At 62.6% G+C, this 16,899-nt stretch carries 14 protein-coding genes; 2 read left to right on the top strand and 12 right to left on the bottom strand.

The window, feature by feature from the left end; translation table 11 throughout:
* Positions 1–2: 2 nt before the first annotated feature.
* The 6 genes from AC0NIH_RS06325 to glmM form a co-directional block, all read right to left on the bottom strand.
* Positions 3–755, bottom strand: a complete 753-nt coding sequence (locus AC0NIH_RS06325; RefSeq protein ID WP_473462797.1) for a gluconate 2-dehydrogenase subunit 3 family protein — start codon at positions 753–755, stop codon at positions 3–5.
* 405 nt (positions 756–1,160) lie between these two features.
* Positions 1,161–2,762 (bottom strand): phosphoglycerate dehydrogenase, encoded by a 1,602-nt coding sequence (serA, locus tag AC0NIH_RS06320; RefSeq protein WP_473462795.1) that lies wholly within the window; start codon positions 2,760–2,762, stop codon positions 1,161–1,163.
* A gap of 58 nt (positions 2,763–2,820) precedes the next feature.
* A complete protein-coding gene (locus AC0NIH_RS06315; RefSeq protein ID WP_473462792.1) occupies positions 2,821–3,996 on the bottom strand; it encodes a phosphoserine transaminase in 1,176 nt (391 codons plus the stop codon).
* Between the two features lie 200 nt (positions 3,997–4,196).
* The gene (locus AC0NIH_RS06310; RefSeq protein WP_287270797.1) at positions 4,197–4,970 is read right to left on the bottom strand and encodes an outer membrane protein; all 774 of its coding nucleotides are present in this window, start codon (positions 4,968–4,970) and stop codon (positions 4,197–4,199) included.
* Positions 4,971–5,188: 218 nt separating this feature from the next.
* Positions 5,189–6,037, bottom strand: a complete 849-nt coding sequence (locus tag AC0NIH_RS06305; RefSeq protein WP_473462790.1) for an outer membrane protein — start codon at positions 6,035–6,037, stop codon at positions 5,189–5,191.
* 244 nt (positions 6,038–6,281) lie between these two features.
* Positions 6,282–7,634, bottom strand: a complete 1,353-nt coding sequence (gene glmM, locus AC0NIH_RS06300; RefSeq protein ID WP_023777672.1) for a phosphoglucosamine mutase — start codon at positions 7,632–7,634, stop codon at positions 6,282–6,284.
* Between the two features lie 368 nt (positions 7,635–8,002).
* On the opposite strand from glmM, the gene AC0NIH_RS06295 reads away from it, so the two are divergent.
* Both AC0NIH_RS06295 and AC0NIH_RS06290 read left to right on the top strand, forming a co-directional pair.
* The gene (locus AC0NIH_RS06295; protein ID WP_473462787.1) at positions 8,003–8,863 is read left to right on the top strand and encodes a hypothetical protein; all 861 of its coding nucleotides are present in this window, start codon (positions 8,003–8,005) and stop codon (positions 8,861–8,863) included.
* Between the two features lie 217 nt (positions 8,864–9,080).
* Positions 9,081–9,539 (top strand): hypothetical protein, encoded by a 459-nt coding sequence (locus tag AC0NIH_RS06290; RefSeq protein WP_473462785.1) that lies wholly within the window; start codon positions 9,081–9,083, stop codon positions 9,537–9,539.
* Between the two features lie 127 nt (positions 9,540–9,666).
* Here the strand turns inward: AC0NIH_RS06290 and ftsH are convergent, their stop codons facing one another.
* From ftsH to tolB, 6 genes are all read right to left on the bottom strand, one after another.
* Positions 9,667–11,595, bottom strand: coding sequence for an ATP-dependent zinc metalloprotease FtsH (ftsH, locus tag AC0NIH_RS06285; protein ID WP_013892541.1), 1,929 nt, complete (start codon positions 11,593–11,595; stop codon positions 9,667–9,669).
* A gap of 122 nt (positions 11,596–11,717) precedes the next feature.
* The gene (gene tilS / locus AC0NIH_RS06280; protein WP_473463137.1) at positions 11,718–13,085 is read right to left on the bottom strand and encodes a tRNA lysidine(34) synthetase TilS; all 1,368 of its coding nucleotides are present in this window, start codon (positions 13,083–13,085) and stop codon (positions 11,718–11,720) included.
* 40 nt (positions 13,086–13,125) lie between these two features.
* A complete protein-coding gene (ybgF, locus tag AC0NIH_RS06275; protein WP_473462782.1) occupies positions 13,126–14,229 on the bottom strand; it encodes a tol-pal system protein YbgF in 1,104 nt (367 codons plus the stop codon).
* Positions 14,230–14,452: 223 nt separating this feature from the next.
* Positions 14,453–14,959, bottom strand: coding sequence for a peptidoglycan-associated lipoprotein Pal (gene pal, locus AC0NIH_RS06270; RefSeq protein WP_013892538.1), 507 nt, complete (start codon positions 14,957–14,959; stop codon positions 14,453–14,455).
* Positions 14,853–15,539: a four helix bundle protein gene (locus AC0NIH_RS06265; RefSeq protein ID WP_473462778.1), complete on the bottom strand. Its 687-nt coding sequence runs from the start codon at positions 15,537–15,539 to the stop codon at positions 14,853–14,855. The genes pal and AC0NIH_RS06265 overlap by 107 nt, the downstream gene beginning before the upstream one ends.
* Positions 15,540–15,575: 36 nt before the next feature.
* Entirely contained in the window at positions 15,576–16,859 is a 1,284-nt protein-coding gene (gene tolB / locus AC0NIH_RS06260; RefSeq protein WP_245272696.1) for a Tol-Pal system beta propeller repeat protein TolB, read from the bottom strand.
* Positions 16,860–16,899 lie beyond the last annotated feature (40 nt).

Below are 16,899 nucleotides of genomic sequence, written 5' to 3'. Positions count from 1 at the left end.
CGTCAGCTCCTCTTCGTGAACCATTCCGGGCTGCCCTCTATGGAGACAGGCGGCCGCGGATAGGGCTGATTATGGTTGCTGACATGGTCACGATAATCATAGCGCGCGCCGGGAAAACCGAGCATGCGCCACGACACCATGTCCTTGTTGCCGCCATAGACCGGATCGGCGAAGAACCCTTCCATGGTGTTCTGCAGCAGCAGCCCAAAGAAGCCGGCAGCCTTGACGCCGTCAGGCAATTCGACCTTTCCGGCTTCCATGGCGGTCAGGAATGCATCCTGCTCGGCCGGCTGAAGCTCGGCGAATGTCTTGCCATCCCGCTGCTTCAGGAAGGCGTCGATGGCAGCGAGCCCGGTGCGGTAGCGCTGGGCGGGATTGGCGTCGCCCTGATAGCCCTGCGTGGGCAATCCCGGCGCGAATGGCCCTTGTGTGTAGAGCCGGCTCGAGGTTCCGAACGCGCCCGTCAATTGCCTGTCGATATAGACGGCACAGCCGGCTTCCTTGCCCCCCATGCTGAGATCGTCGGCGGGAACGAGGCGGTCGACGATGGCCTCGACCAAGGCCGCTTCCTGTGGCGTGAAGAATTGCCAGCCGCCAGGAACGACCCGCATCGGCGGATCGGACGACAAGGGCGTCCAAGGCAAGGATCCCGAGAACGAGCGGGCGAAGCTTGCCGAGGTCGCCGTTACCGTAAACATCGCGACTGAAGACAGGAAAAGGCGCCGGCTCAGCCGGACAGTATTGCGATGATCCATCGAAGGCTCCTCGACAGCAACAGGCACACGCCGAAAGCCGCAGCCAAATTCATGACGAAAACTGTAAAGTTTAAGCCGCACCAATCAGTTGGCGATAACCTGCGAAAAGAAAGCGGGATCGTCAAGCAGAACACTGGATCGTTGGATTGGGCCAGGCTTTTTGCTTATCGTCACCTGCTAATGTACCAGAAACTGAACAAACAATCCTTGGATCAGTCCGGAACTTGCTGCCGTCAAGCCCGATCCCGGGGACGGCCTGGATTTCCGGGATCGCGCACACCGAAGTCCACCACAGGCGTAATCCGCCGGCTGACTAAGGGCCAAAAACCAAAACGCGCCCGCGTGCTCGCCGGGCACGCGGGCGCGCTTCATCACAATGCGCCTGCCGGTTATGAAGGTACGGGCCTAAACACCACCGACGTCGAACTGCAGCCGCTTGGCCGAATCGATCGACTTGTGCGCCCGCACCTGTTCCAGCACCTTTTCCGGGAACGGCGCGTCGAGGTAGAGCAGCGCGATGGCGTCGCCGCCCGGCCGGTTACGGCCGAGCTGGAAGTTGGCGATGTTGACGTCGTTCTCGCCGCACACCGTGCCAAGCAAGCCGATGATGCCGGGCGCGTCGGCATTGGTCGTGTAGAGCATGTGCTGCCCGACCTCTGCATCGAGATTGATGCCCTTGATCTGGATGAAGCGCGGCTTGCCGTCGGAGAAGCAGGTGCCGGCGATCGAGCGCGTCCTGTGCTCGGTCGTGACGGTGAGCTTGATATAGCCGTCGAACACGCCCGACTTGTCGCGCTTGACCTCGGCGACGATGATGCCGCGCTCCTTCACCATGATCGGCGCCGACACCATGTTGACGTCGGAGACCTGCGGCCGGATCAGGCCGGCAAGTGCGGCACTGATCAGCGCGCGCGTGTTCATCGTCGCGGTCGACCCGTCGAACAGGATCTCGACCTCCTTGATCGGATCCTCGGTGACCTGGCCGACAAAGGCGCCGAGCACTTCCGCCAGCTTCACGAAGGGCTTCAGCCGCGGCGCTTCCTCCGCCGTGATCGACGGCATGTTGATGGCGTTGGAGACGGCGCCCTTGATCAGATAGTCCGACATCTGTTCGGCGACCTGCAGCGCGACATTCTCCTGCGCTTCCGCCGTCGAGGCGCCGAGATGCGGCGTCGCCACCACGTTCTCCATGCCGAACAGGGCGTTCTGCTCGGCCGGTTCGACCTCGAACACGTCGATGCCCGCACCCGCGACCTTGCCGCTTTTCAGCGCCGCGATCAGGTCGGCCTCGACGACCAGCCCGCCGCGGGCGCAGTTGATGATGCGCACGCCGTTCTTCATCTTGGCTATTGCAGCGGCATCGATGATGTTGCGCGTCTTGTCGGTTAGCGGCGTGTGCAGCGTGATGAAGTCCGCGCGAGCGAAAAGTTCGTCGAGTTCCACCTTGTCGACGCCGAGTTCCTCGGCACGCTTGTCCGACAGGAACGGGTCGAAGGCGATGACATGCATCTTCAGGCCGACGCCGCGCGTGGCGACGATCGAACCGATATTGCCGCAGCCGATGACACCCAGCGTCTTGCCGGTGATCTCGACGCCCATGAAGCGGTTCTTCTCCCATTTACCGGCATGGGTCGAGGCATTGGCTTCCGGGATCTGGCGCGCCAGGGCGAAGATCATCGCGACGGCATGTTCTGCCGTCGTGATCGAATTGCCGAAAGGCGTGTTCATCACGATGATGCCCTTGCGGCTGGCCGCAGGGATATCGACATTGTCGACGCCGATGCCGGCGCGGCCGACGACCTTGAGTTTGGTGGCGGCGTTGATCAGCTTTTCGGTGACCTTGGTCGCCGAACGGATGGCAAGGCCATCATACTGGCTGATCACCTCAAGCAGCTTTTCCTTGTCCTTGCCGAGGTCCGGCAGATAGTCGACCTCGATGCCGCGATCCTTGAAGATCTGGACTGCGGTGGTGGAGAGTTTATCCGAAACGAGAACGCGGGGCGCCATGGCGGCCTCCTTGAAATGGATTGTCGGGAAATGGCGGCCCGCGGGCCGCCACGAAATCTCAGGCCGCCGCTTTCAGCGACGCCTTCTGCGCGGCGAAGGCCCAGTCGAGCCAGGGCAGCAGCGCTTCGAGGTCCGAAGCCTCGACCGTTGCGCCACACCAGATGCGCAGGCCGGGGGGCGCGTCGCGATAGGAGCCGATGTCGTAGGCGACGCCCTCCTTGTCGAGCGCCGAGACCAGTCCCTTAGCGAAAGCCCCCTGCGCGTCGGCATCGAGTGCGGCGACTTGCGGATCGGTGAAGGACAGGCAGACGGAGGTGTTCGACCGCGTTGCCGGCAGGGCGGCAAGATGGCCAAGCCATGCCGACCTGTCGACGAAGCGATCGAGCACCGCGGCATTGGCGTCGGCCCTGGCGACCAGGGCATCGAGGCCGCCGATCGACTTCGCCCAGTTGAGCGCGTCGAGGTAATCCTCGACGCACAGCATCGACGGCGTGTTGATGGTCTCGCCCTTGAAGATACCTTCGATCAGCTTGCCGCCCGAGGTCAGGCGGAAGATTTTCGGCAGCGGCCATGAAGGCTTGTAGCTCTCCAGCCGCGCGACGGCGCGCGGCGACAGGATCAGCATGCCGTGCGCGCCCTCGCCGCCCAGCACCTTCTGCCAGGAGAAGGTGACGACATCGAGTTTCTCGAAATCGAGCTTTTGCGCGAACGCGGCCGAAGTGGCGTCGCAGATGGTGAGGCCCTTACGGTCGGCCGGGATGAAATCGCCGTTCGGCACGCGCACGCCCGACGTGGTGCCGTTCCAGGTGAAGACCACGTCGCGGTCGAAATCGATCTTGGTGAGATCCGGCAGTTCGCCGTAGCCGGCCTCGATCTTGCGCACGTCGGCGAGCTTCAGCTGCTTGACCACGTCGGTGACCCAGCCGGAGCCAAAGCTTTCCCAGGCGACCATGTCGACACCACGCTCGCCGAGCAGCGACCACAGCGCCATCTCGACAGCGCCGGTGTCCGACGCCGGCACGATGCCGATGCGGTAGTCAGCCGGGACGTTGAGGATTTCGCGCGTCAGCTCGATTGCTCGTTCGAGCTTGGTCTTGCCGATCTTGGCGCGATGGGAACGGCCAAGCGCGGCATGCTTCAGCGCCTCGACCGACCAGCCGGGGCGTTTTGCGCAGGGACCTGAGGAAAAATTGGGATTTGCCGGACGGAGTCCGGGCTTCGTATGCGTCGTCATCGTGGTCTATCCTTCCAGATAGTGGCCCCTCGTTGGGGAGGGGTGGCCCACGGACGGCGATATGCGTTCAGGCCTCGGGCGTCAAGAGGAAAGTTTTTGTCGCTGGCAGGATACCGGCGATCCTTGATCAGGATCTCGTGATTTCAAACGCAAACGGCGGACCCCAGGATCCGCCGCCAAAATCCTAGTCTGCCCCAAGTCTACCAGAGATCGTATCTCAGGCCGAGCTTGACCTGGTGATTGCTGATGCCCTTGCGGATCGGAAACGATGTCGGGCTCGCTGCGGTCACATATTCGGCATCTGGTGCCGAAAAGTACTGATATCCGAGATCCACCGCGACATTCTTGGATACCTGATATGCGAGACCCGCATTCAGCGTATAGGCCAGGGAATACTGGGTCTTGTTGTCGTTAAAGACATAGTCGTCCGTGCTGTCGTTGTTGTCGGTGAAATAGCTTCCCGAGAGCTTGCGCGTGCTGCGGACCACGCCAATACCGGCGCCGAGATAGGGCGTGATCCCGACATAGGTGCCAAGATCGACATAGCCATTGAGCATGCCCGAGAAGGCATAGTTCTTCAGGGACCCCGATGCCACCGTCGCCGTTGCCGGTAGTGCCACGATCGTCGAATCGTCATAACCGGCGCTGGCCTTGTTGCCAGGCAAGTACCCGAGATTGAGGTCGGCACGCAGATAGTCGTTGAAGTGATAACCGAAGCCGATGCTGGCAAAGACGGAATCTTCTTTCTCGTCGAAGCTGGCGGGCGTGAAGGCGAAATCATCGTTCTTGAAACTCTTCTCCACCAGGTAGGAGACATCGCCGCGCAGGTACCAGCCGGAGCCAACCTCGACTGGCACGTAATCGGGCGCCTGGTCGACATAGATCGGAGGATCGTAGTCGGCGGCCAGGGCTGGTGTCAGCGGCAACAGGGTGAGCGCGGCAAGCGCCTGCGCCATACGCGATGTGAGTGTCATGGTCCCCGGCTCCCGCATTCGGCCCCGTCCGCGATCGTGACGGCTGCCATCGTTTCAAGGAGCATTGTTAACCATAGTGGTTAAGTCGGGGTTAAGGCTAACAGAGCGTTAGCGGATTGATTTGGAACGCGAACTCATCCGGGCCGCCCGGCTCGAGACCGCCAAACGAAAACCGCCCGGCTGAGCCGGGCGGTTCGCGATTGTTCCGATGTCGGAGGTTACTTGGTGTAGATCGGCTCGGGTTCGGGCTGGTAGGCCACCACCGGTGCGGCGCATCCGTTGTTGCCGCCGAACTGGTAGCGCAGGCCACCGCGCACTTCGTGGGTGTTGATGCCACGGTCGAAGCCAGGACCGGCGCTGCTTGCATCCCACTCGAACATGCGGCCGCCCTGGATATGCGAGAAGCGATAGCCTGCATCGAGGATGACCTTGTCGGTCAGGCAGTAGGAGGCACCGGCCATCAGGGCATAGGCGAAGCGCCAGTTGGACGAGCCGGGATTGGTCTCGGCGGTGTTCGGGTCGTAGACGGTGTCCCATTTGACATGCGCGCCGCCGATACCGGCGCCGACATAGGGCGTAATGCCGTGGTAGGTGCCGATATCGACATAGGCGTTGGCGAGCAGCAGGAAGGCGCTCATCTTCGACACTTCGACTGAGGTCGTGGGGTTGCCACCCAAGTCCACGCCGGAGGTGCTGCCATTGAAGTTCGACTTGAACCAGTAGTCAGCGGTCAGATCGGTGCGGAAGTGATCGTTGATCTTGTAGCCGACGCCGCCGCCGAGCGAGAAACCGCCCTTGAGCTTGCCGGAATCGAAACTGTTGCTGCCCGGCGTGACCACGTTACAGGGACAGATGGTGTAGGTCGTGTAGTCGATGCCGCGCACGTCCGACTTGTGATAGTCGATGTCGCCGCGGATATACCAGCCGCCGACATCGGCAACCGGTTGTTCGTAAACCGGCGGCGGTGCCTCTTCGACCTGCGGCTCCGGCAGGTCGGCCGCGAGCACTGGCCAGGCCAGACCCGCGAACAGCAACGCGAACAGGGCCTTTCTTGCTGTATTGAACATGCTTGTCACCCCTAGACCCTCGGAACGGCGATCGTGTCCGAATAAGATTGGCTTTCAGGCGTGGATAATGAATTGCAAAAGTTAAAAGGCATTTAACCCTGTCGATTAACCACGAATCTCTAAAATCCGAAGCATTCGGGGGTAATTATCGAGAGCGGGATCGGTCCTGCCGCCAACGAGAAAAGCCCGCCGGAGGGGGCGGGCTTTCGATGTAAACAGGGCGACGCACTCGGCGCGCCGGAGATCAGGCGGCGCTGCGGGTTTCCGAGATGACCTCGACGATGTCGTTGACGACGGCCTCGACCAGTTGTGGATCGTCACCCTCGGCCATGACACGGATCAGCGGTTCGGTGCCCGACGGCCGGATGACCAGCCGCCCGGCCTTGCCGAGGCGATGACGGGCATCCTCGATGGCGGCCTTGACCGGGGCTTCCTCGAGCGGCTTGCCACCAGCGATGCGGACATTCTTCAGGAGTTGCGGCACCGGCTCGAACTTCTTCGACAGCTCGCTGACCGGCCTGCCCTGCCGCTTGATGCAGGCCAGCACCTGCAGGGCCGAGACGAGACCGTCGCCGGTGGTCGAGAAATCCGACAGCACGATGTGGCCCGACTGTTCGCCGCCGACATTGAGCCCGTGCGCGCGCATATGCTCCACGACGTAGCGGTCGCCGACCTTGGTGCGGTGCAATTGCAGCTTCATGTCGCCGAGGAAGCGTTCGAGGCCGAGATTGGACATGACCGTCGAAACGACCCCACCGCCGGCAAGCCGCCCGCTCTGGTGCCAGGACTCGGCGATCAGCGCCATGATCTGGTCGCCGTCGACGATGGCGCCATTTTCATCGACGATGACGACGCGGTCGGCGTCGCCGTCGAGCGCGATGCCGATGTCGGCGCGCACTTCGTGCACTTTCTTCTGCAGCCCCGCCGGATGGGTCGAGCCACATTCCTTGTTGATGTTGAAGCCGTTGGGTTCGACATTGATGGCCACGACTTCGGCGCCGAGTTCCCACAGCGCCTCGGGCGCCACCTTGTAGGCCGCGCCATTGGCGCAATCGACGACGATCCTGAGGCCCGAAAGCGACATAGAGCGGGGCAAGGTGCGCTTGGCGAATTCGATGTAGCGGTCATGCACGCCGTCGACGCGCTTGGCCCGGCCAAGCCCGTCGGAATCGGCGAGCGCCAGTTCGATATCCTTGTCGAGCATGCTCTCGATGCGCTCCTCGATCTCGTCGGAGAGCTTGTAGCCATCGGGCCCGAACAGCTTGATGCCGTTGTCGTAGTAGGGGTTGTGCGAAGCCGAGATCATGACGCCGATGTCGGCTCGCAGCGAACGCACCAGCATGGCCACCGCCGGCGTCGGGATAGGGCCGAGCAGGAACACATCCATGCCGGCAGCGCAAAGACCGGCCACCATGGCGTTTTCGATCATGTAGCCGGAAAGCCTGGTGTCCTTGCCCAGAACGACACGATGGCGATGGCTGCCGCGCTGGAACGAAAGGCCGGCGGCCATGCCGACCCGCATGGCGATTTCCGCGGTCATTGGAAACTTGTTGGCGCGCCCGCGAATGCCGTCCGTGCCGAAGTAATTTCCCGCCATGCTAACCAGCATCCCTGATTGTTCTTAGCCGGCACGTCATGCCACAATTGGCCCGCGCCCTATGATCACATTGTGTGATTATATGTTACCATTCCTTAGAAAATCATTGTTGTGCACCGCACACAACCTGATTGCATCCTGACCTGCTGAGACTGCCACGCCGCAATACACCAGTCACGTTAGCCTTTCAGCGTAGATGCACCTGGAAAATCTTGTCCTCAAGTCCAACAGTCCGAACAATTTCATCACCTTGCCGCGAGGCTCCTGCTTTCGGCGACATATACGCTACTTAGCATCTGGCGCAACCGACCGTTGAGCGTTATTGATTCGCAGGGACGTATCATGGGCTGCTGCAACGGAGAAACGCTATGCTCATCCACCGACTTGCCACTTTGACCGGCCTCGCCGTCGTGACGTTGTTCCTGGCCGCGCCAGCCAACGCACTGACGATGGCCGAATGCAGCACGAAGTATAACGCGGCCAAGGACGCGGGGACCCTTTCCGGACAGACCTGGAACCAGTTCCGCAAGGCGCAGTGCGGCACCGACGCCGCCGCCACCACCGACACCAAGCCGGCCGCCACCACAAAGGCCACCACCAAGGCCGAAACCAAGGCTACCGAAACCAAGCCCGCCAAGGCAGCAAAGGCTGCCGCCGCCGACAGCACGGCCAAGGGCCTGACGGCCAAGGAATGCAGCGCCAAGTACCAGGCGGCGAAGTCCGCCGGCACGCTGAACGGCATGAAGTGGAACGACTTCCGCAAGGCCGAGTGCGCCGCCGGCGCATCCGCTGCCACCGACACGACCAAGCCGGCCACCACAAAGGCAGCCGCGGCTCCCGCAGACGGCGGCAAGGGCCTGAGCATGGCCGAGTGCAGCACCAAGTACCAGGCTGCCAAGACGGCAAACACGCTGAAGGGCATGAAGTGGAACGACTTCCGCAAGGCCGAATGCGGTGCCGGTGCCTCCGATGACGACACCGTGCCTGCCCCCAGCGAGGCGAGCTACACCAAGGAGCCGGCAAAGCCGACGACGGTCGCGCCCAAGGGCGTTACCTTCCCGTCCGCGATCTCGCCGAAATATGCCAGCGAGACCCCCGGAAAGGGCCGCATGCATACTTGCCTTGACCAGTATTACACCCTCAAGGACGCCAACGCGCTTGGCGGCCTGAAATGGATCCAGAAGGGCGGCGGTTTCTACAGCCTGTGCAATGCCAAGCTGAAGAGCTGATCTCCAGCAGCATTCTGAAAAAATATAGGCCCGCGAGCCGCAAGGTTCGCGGGCTTTTTGTTGCGCATGACAGCGCCCCGGCTTGCTCGCTTTTGTACATGACGGAGTTGTTGGTCCCATCAGTTCGTGTGCTCTTTGCGAAAGATTCCTGTTGAACATAACAAGAACAAAAAGTATACAAAAAGACGTCAAACTTGTTATCAACCAGGAGGGTCTTATGTCCAGTTTGAAATTGGCGGTATTGGCCGCGACGGCATTGGTTTCTTGGAGCGTCGCCCCTGCAAGCGCACTGACGATGAAGGAATGCGGCGAAACCTATCGAACCGCCAAGGAGGGCGGCACACTGAACGGCATGGACTGGACCGCTTTCCGTAAGGAGAAATGCGCGACGTCCCTCGCGGAGGGTGTCAGCGCAGATGCGGCCAAAACCGCGCAGCAGCCGAAGGACGAAGCCAGTCCGGCGTCCGCCCCCACCGTGGCGCCGGCGGGCGTCACATTCCCGACTACCCTCGCCGCCGAGTTCAAGACCGAAAGGCCGGCCAAGGCACGGATGAAAACCTGCCTGCAGGGTTACCACGGCAACAAAGAGGCGGGTACGTTGAACGGCCTTCGCTGGATCCAGAAGGGCGGCGGCTATTACAGCCTGTGCAATGCGCGGCTGAAAGCTGAATCATGAGGAACCATGCGGCAAACCCCGAAGCGCCAAGCGCCTGAGCGAATGCAGGCGGGGTGCTTGAAAAGCGAATGATTTCAGGTCGATCGACCTGAAATCATTCCGCCTCCATCGCAAAGATGCAGCGCATTCAGCTTGACGGCTGCGGCTCCATGCCGCCTTCGGGCTCGGGACCCTTCTTGCGGCGGCCACCAGACTTCGGCACGGCCGAGCCGCGGCTTGGAGGGGTATCATCCCCCAAATCTCGCGCGGGCTTGTTGCCCGCGATCAGTTGCTTGATCTCGTCGCCCGACAGCGTCTCGTATTCGAGCAGGCCCTGCGCCAGTGCGATCCATTCCTTCTTCTTCTTGGTCAGGATGGACTTCGCCGTCGAATAGGCCTCGTCGATCAGGCGGCGCACTTCGGCGTCGATGATCTGCGCGGTCTCTTCCGAGATGTTCTGCGTGCGCGCCACCGAATGGCCGAGGAAGACTTCCTCCTGGTTGTCGCCATAGGCGACATGGCCGAGCTTGTCGGAGAAGCCCCAGCGCGTGACCATGGCGCGTGCCAGCTTGGTCGCCTGCTCAATGTCGGAGGACGCGCCCGAGGTGATGTTCTCCTTGCCGAACTTGAACTCCTCGGCGACGCGGCCACCCATCATGATAGCAAGACGCGAGATCATGTATTTGTAGCTCATCGAATAGCGATCGCCTTCCGGCAACTGCATGACCATTCCGAGCGCGCGGCCGCGCGGGATGATGGTGGCCTTGTGCAGCGGATCGGCCGACGGCACGTTGAGCGCCAGGATGGCGTGACCGGCCTCGTGATAGGCGGTCAGCTCCTTCTCGGCCTGGGTCATGGCCGACGAGCGGCGCTCCGCGCCCATCATGATCTTGTCCTTGGCGTCCTCGAACTCAGCCATGGTGACGAGGCGCTTGTTGCGCCGCGCCGCCATCAGCGCCGATTCGTTGACGAGGTTCATCAGGTCGGCGCCGGAAAAGCCGGGCGTGCCGCGGGCCACGACCTTGAGATCGACATTCGGCGCCAGCGGCACGTTGCGCACATGCACCTTGAGGATCTTCTCGCGGCCGACGATGTCGGGGTTCGGAACCACCACCTGGCGGTCGAAACGGCCCGGACGCAACAGCGCCGGATCGAGCACGTCGGGACGGTTGGTGGCGGCAATCAGGATGATGCTTTCGTTGGACTCGAAACCGTCCATCTCAACCAGCAATTGGTTCAGCGTCTGCTCGCGCTCGTCATTGCCACCGCCGAGGCCGGCGCCGCGATGGCGGCCGACAGCGTCGATTTCGTCGATGAAGATGATGCAGGGCGCATTCTTCTTGGCCTGGTCGAACATGTCGCGCACGCGGCTGGCGCCGACGCCGACGAACATTTCGACGAAGTCCGAGCCGGAAATGGTGAAGAACGGCACATTGGCTTCGCCGGCGACCGAGCGGGCAAGCAGCGTCTTGCCGGTGCCGGGAGGGCCGACCAGCAGCACGCCGCGCGGAATCTTGCCGCCGAGGCGCTGGAACTTCTGCGGATCGCGCAGGAATTCGACGATCTCTTCCAGGTCTTCCTTGGCTTCGTCGACGCCGGCGACGTCCTGGAAGGTGACGCGGCCATGTGCCTCGGTCAGAAGCTTGGCCTTCGATTTGCCAAAACCCATGGCGCGCCCGGATCCGGACTGCATCTGGCGCATGAAGAATATCCAGACGCCGAGAATGAGGATCATTGGCAGCCAGGAGATCAGGTAACCGAACAGCGAGTTGGAGCCGTCGGTCTCGGGCCGCGCGTTGATGGTGACGTTCTTGTCCTGCAGCCGCGAGACCAGCTGGGGATCGCCGGGTGAATAGGTCTGGAAGCCGCTGGAATTGTCGGTGTAGGTGCCTGTGATGCGGGCACCCGCGATGGTCACCGTCTTGACCCGGCCGGCCCCGACATCCTGGAGGAACTGCGAATAAGGCACATCGCTCGAAGCCCCGCGCGTCTGCGGCGTCTGGAACAGATTGAACAGGGCGATGAGCAGGACCGCTATGATCGCCCAGAGCGCGAGGTTGCGATAGTTCGGATTCATCAATTGTCCCGTTGGCGTCCGCTTTCGGACAGCATCATGAGAGGAAACTTGGGCCTAACATAGGGAGAGCGTCCCCCCTTGCCAAGCAGAACAGCATGTCTGGGTTAAGCTTTCGACCACCGTCAACCGGCACTGTGGCCGCCGCAAGGCAAGGCGGGAAGCGATGGCGCGCCAATCAGGCCGGCGACGGCCCGCGCCGGCGCCAGGTCGAAGGACGGCAGGAAGCGGGCAAAAGGCGCAACGACCGGCCGCGCGTCGAACCCTGACGATGCCGGTTCGCCCTGCTGCACATCAGGGTTTTCAAAGGCTTGCCGCGATGTCGGTTCCGCGGCCAACGCAGCGCGCATCAGGCTTGCCGGGGTTTCTCCCGCGTCGGTCGGCAGCCGCTTCGCTGCTGCCGCACCCAGCGGCGCGATCAACAATCCGGCGGAGCTGTCGTTCAATGTGATGTGGCGGCGGCCATCCCAGATGGTGTTGTCGATAGCCGCGGCGGCAGGCGGCAAGCCACGCGCCTCGCGGCGCAGGAAGATACCGGCACGCCGGAAATCGACCACCGTCCGCGACAATGTGGCACAAAGAAATCCGGCCTTCAGCCGGGCGAACAGTGCCTCGCCGCGGGCCTGGTCCGGCAGGAAGGCAATCCCCCCGACAGTCGCCAGCAGGATGCGCAACGCATAGATGGCCCCGCGCTCGTCGCCGGTCGAGAGCAGTTGCGGGTCGAGGCGCACAAGGCCCGTGGCCGGCTGGCTGGCAAAACGCCGGATCAGGTCGGCGGCATCAAGGCCAAGCTGTCCGCGCTCGATGGCAGCCTGGCTGGCCAGGACCAAAGCCTCGTCCATGCGCCGGACATTATCGCCGGCAAGTGCCGCTCTCACGCGCGGCCGCTCGAAGCTCTCGTCGCTGTTGGTCGGATCCTCTGCCCAGCCGACATGTTTGCTTTGCAGGAACTCGCGCAGTGCCGCGCGCCGCGTGCCCAGCAGCGGCCGCACGATCCATTCGCGCCAGTCGTAGAGCGTGGCCGGCGCCATGCCGGCCAGCCCCCGTCCCTGCACATTGCCCAGGCTCCCGTCGCGGGCGTGGCGCATCAGCACCGTCTCAGCCTGGTCGTCGGCGGTATGGCCGGTCACGATCAGGCCGATGCCTTCCGCCCGGGCTGCGCTTGCCAGCAACCGGTAGCGCGCCTCCCGTGCCGCCGCCGGCAGGCCGGTCGAAGGCTTGCGCCCGGACCAGACCATGGTGCGGTGGGCGATGCCCCGCTCCGCGCACAGCTTCGCCACGGCTTGCGCCTCCGCCGCCGAGCCCTGCCGCAGGCCATGGTCGATGGTCACCGCCAACAGCTTGGCGGACGGCGCGGATCGATCGAGATGATGTTTGAGAAGCAGAAGCAGGGCGGTCGAATCGCTGCCGCCGGATACGGCCGCAACAGCGCCGTTGGTGAAATCGATATGCGAAAAAAGTCTGGTCGAAAGATCAGGCCCGGAATCGAGCATCAACATCCCGGTTCTTGGGCTGGGACATGCAGGCGAAAAATCAGCACGCAGCCAGTGCCTTCTCCTGCTTGACGCGTTCCTTGAGGGCGCTGGAAATGTCGGGATAACGCTTGCCGATCTCGCCGAAAGTAGCGCAGGCGACGTCATGCTGCTTGAGGCCGACCAGCGACACGCCGAGCTTCAGCAGCATGTCCGGCGCCTTCTTGGCCTTGGGATAGTCCTTGCTGGCCGAGAGGAACACCTCTGCCGCGTCGCGGTATTTCTGCTGACCCAGCAGCGACTCGCCCAGCCAGTAATGCGCGTCGGCCGTCTTGGCATCCCTGGGGAAGCGCGAGATGTGATCGCGGAACCCCTGCTCGGCCGTGCCGTAGTCGCCCGACAGGATGAATTGATAGGAATTGCGGTAAAGTTCTTCCGGATCGTTGGTGGCGGGCAGCGCCGCGACCACGGTGCCGTCCGACTTGCCGGCCTTGGCCGGCGCACCGGTGGCCGGAGCGGCATCCTGCGCCGGCGCGGTCGCCTGGTTGCCGCCGGCGTCGATCACATTGCCGTTCTTGTCGACAGTGATGGAACCAAAGGTCTTTTCCGGTGCTCCGGTTCCGGGGATCACCTTGCCCGGGTCGCCATCGGGCGATTCGACGATGACGTCCTCGACCGTCTTGCCGCCGGTGGACTGATTGCTGCCGGCCCCGGCGCCGGCATCGGCCGGCGCCTTGGCTGCGGGGGCCGAGGCCACGTCGTTGTTGGTGCCGGCATCCGACTTCTTCTGTGCCGGTGCTTGTCCGCCTTGCGCCCCGCCTTCGAGCTGCTGGAAGCGGAACTCGTTGTCTTCCTGCTGCTTGCGGATCTGTTCCTGCATCTGCAGGATCTGGAAATTGAGTTCCTCGATCTTGCCGTTCATCTGCCGCAGCTGATCCTCGAGCGCGGTTGCGCCGGCGCCATTCGACTGCTGCGCAAGCTGGACCTGATCCGGTTTCTTCTTGTCGCCGAACAGGCTGGGCAACTCGATCGACGGCAGATGGAAGGAAAATCCGCTGTCGGTTGATTGCCCCGGGCCACTAGCCCCCAGGCCGCTAGCCGAGGCTGTGACGCCTGATAGGAGCAGCAGCGCAAGCGTGCCGCTCAGAACCGATCTCAAATGCATGTGCCTCTCGCGTGTGTCGTTAGTTGTCCGCGCCTTCCAATCACCATGAGACCAGCCAAGCGCCCTCGGCTCATAGCAGGGCGCGAGACTTCGGCCAAATTTTGTTTCGGGCAGCCGGATACGAAAAAGGCGGCCCGGAGGCCGCCTTTCGCAAAGCTGTGTTGCATTTCTGCCGCTACCGTAGCGCCCTCTCCTGGCGCACCGCTGGACGGCCCTGCGCCGATCAGGAACCGGCGCCGCTGAGCGTGGTGACCGCGCGGCGGTTCTGCGACCAGCAGGAGATGTCGTCGCACACTGCGACCGGGCGTTCCTTGCCGTAGGAAATGGTCTTCAGGCGGCTGGAAGCGACACCCTTGGAAACGAGGAAGTCGCGGGCCGCCGCGGCGCGGCGGGCGCCAAGCGCCAGATTGTATTCACGCGTGCCGCGTTCGTCGGCATGGCCTTCTACGACGATGGCATACTGCTTGTATTGGTTCAGCCACTGCGCCTGGCGGGCAAGCGTCGTCTGCGCATCGGCGCGGATCGAGGACGAGTCCGTGTCGAAGAAGATGCGGTCGCCGATGTTGACGGTGAAGTCCTGCGCCGAGCCGGGCGTTGCGGCACCGGCGCCGTTGAGGCCGAGATCAGCGGCGCTGTTCGGCGTCTTCTTCGAGGCGCAACCGGCGATGGCGAGCATCGCCACCAGCGCGATCATGACCGGGTTTCTGGTAAGTGCTGCGATACGGCCCATGCCGCCTCTCCTTCGTATTTCGAGTGATCGTATTCGAGTGATTTCGTTGATCACCCAGTAACCACGTTTGGGTTAACCGGTATTCAAGAAACACGGTTAATATTAGGTTTAGCTGCCCGTCCGCAGCTGTTTGGCTTGAGGCCACAATTGGCGCGGACCCTAGGCGGAAATACGGCCAAAACGCGACGAAGGCGTGGAAAAAGGGGAATTGCGCTGCTCTGAGATTCACCAGCATCCCGTAGATTTGGCTATAGAACTGCTGCCACCTGTCGAGTTGTGTCTTCGAGATGTACTCAAGGTCGGATGCGTAGGAAATCCACGTCTCCACCTCGCTGCATGATCCCATTGCCATCGAAATGAACCGCGCGAATTCAGCTTTGGAGTGAGGTTGTTTGGCAAACCCCTCAGCCAGATTGGCGCAGATCGCCTTGCTCGAACGGCGCAATTGATCGGCGAGCGCATATTGCTCGATCCTCGGAAAGGCAAGGGTGGCTTTGTGAATTTCGAGAGAAACAGCATAGGCCCGCTTGTAGACCTCAAGGTCCCTGGCGCGCCCAACGTAGCCTCCCTGCTTCTCCATTCCTCAGTTCTTCAATTCCTCAGTTCTTCAATTCCCCTACTCAAGCAGCGGCGACCAGGCCGGATCGGACGCAAAATTCGAAGTCGGGATCGGCTGCTCGTTGCGGCCGGTGAGATCGACCGAGATCAGTTTCGGACCACCATTGGCGTCGCGGAAGAACATCAGGACGCGGCCGTTCGGCGCCCAGGTCGGCCCTTCCTGCTGAAAGCCCGACGACAGGATGCGCTCGCCCGAACCGTCGGTCTTCATGACGCCGATCTGGAATTCGCCGCCGGTCTGCTTGGTGAAGGCGATAAGGTCGCCGCGCGGCGACCATACCGGCGTCGAATAGACGCCGTCGCCGAAGGAGATGCGGGTCTGGCCGGAGCCGTCCGCGCCCATGACGTAGATCTGCGCGCGGCCGCCACGATCGGATGTGAACACGACCTTGCTGCCGTCCGGCGAATAGGAGGGCGAGGTGTCGATGGCGGTAGAATTGGTCAGCCGCGTCGTCGAGCGGCTGCGCAGATCCATGGCGAAGATGTTGGAATTGCCGTCGTCGCGCAGCAGGCTCATGATCACCTTCTGGCCGTCGGGCGAGAAGCGCGGCGCGAACGTCATGCCGGGGAAGTTGCCGACGAGTTCGCGCTGCCCGGTCTCGATCTGCAGGAGATAAACCCGCGGCTGGCCGCTTTCATAGGACATGTAGGTGATCTCTTGCCGGTTCGGCGAGAAGCGCGGCGTCAGCACGATCGACCGGCCGTCCGAGAGATAGCGGACGTTGGCGCCGTCCTGGTCCATGATGGCAAGGCGCTTCTTGCGCGCGTTCTTGGCGCCGGATTCGTCGATGAAGACGACGCGCGTGTCGAAATAGCCCTTCTCGCCGGTCAGCCGCTCGTAGATGGCATCGGCAATGATGTGGGCGACGCGGCGCTGGTTGGCATCGTTGGCGAAGAACTGCTCGCCGGCCATCTGCTGGCCGGCAAAGGTGTCCCAAAGCCGGTACTGCGCGCGGATGCGCCCGTCGGCCTCCTTGCTGACGCTGCCGGTGACCAGCGCCTGGGCGTTGATCACCTTCCAGTCGTCGAAGCGGGGTGCGGCATCCGGGTTCGAGATCTTCTCGATGAAAGCACTCTTGTCGATCGGCGCGAACAGGCCGGAGCGCTTGAGATCGGCGGTGATGATTTGCGAGATCTGGGCACCAAGCGCATCGCCGCCCTGGAAATCCGTGATGGCGATCGGCAACGGCTCGACATTACCCTTGTTGACGTTGAGCTCGACCAGCGCCAGTGCCGGCAGCGTGCCGGCGGCGGTCATGCCCATCGCCATCGCTGCGATCATCAGGAGCGGCTTGAGGATTGATTTCATGTCTTCTCGCTTC

The organism is Mesorhizobium sp. WSM1386 (genome assembly GCF_055901595.1).
Note: the sequence above shows the minus strand (reverse complement) of the source record. Positions and strands in the feature narration are given on the sequence as shown.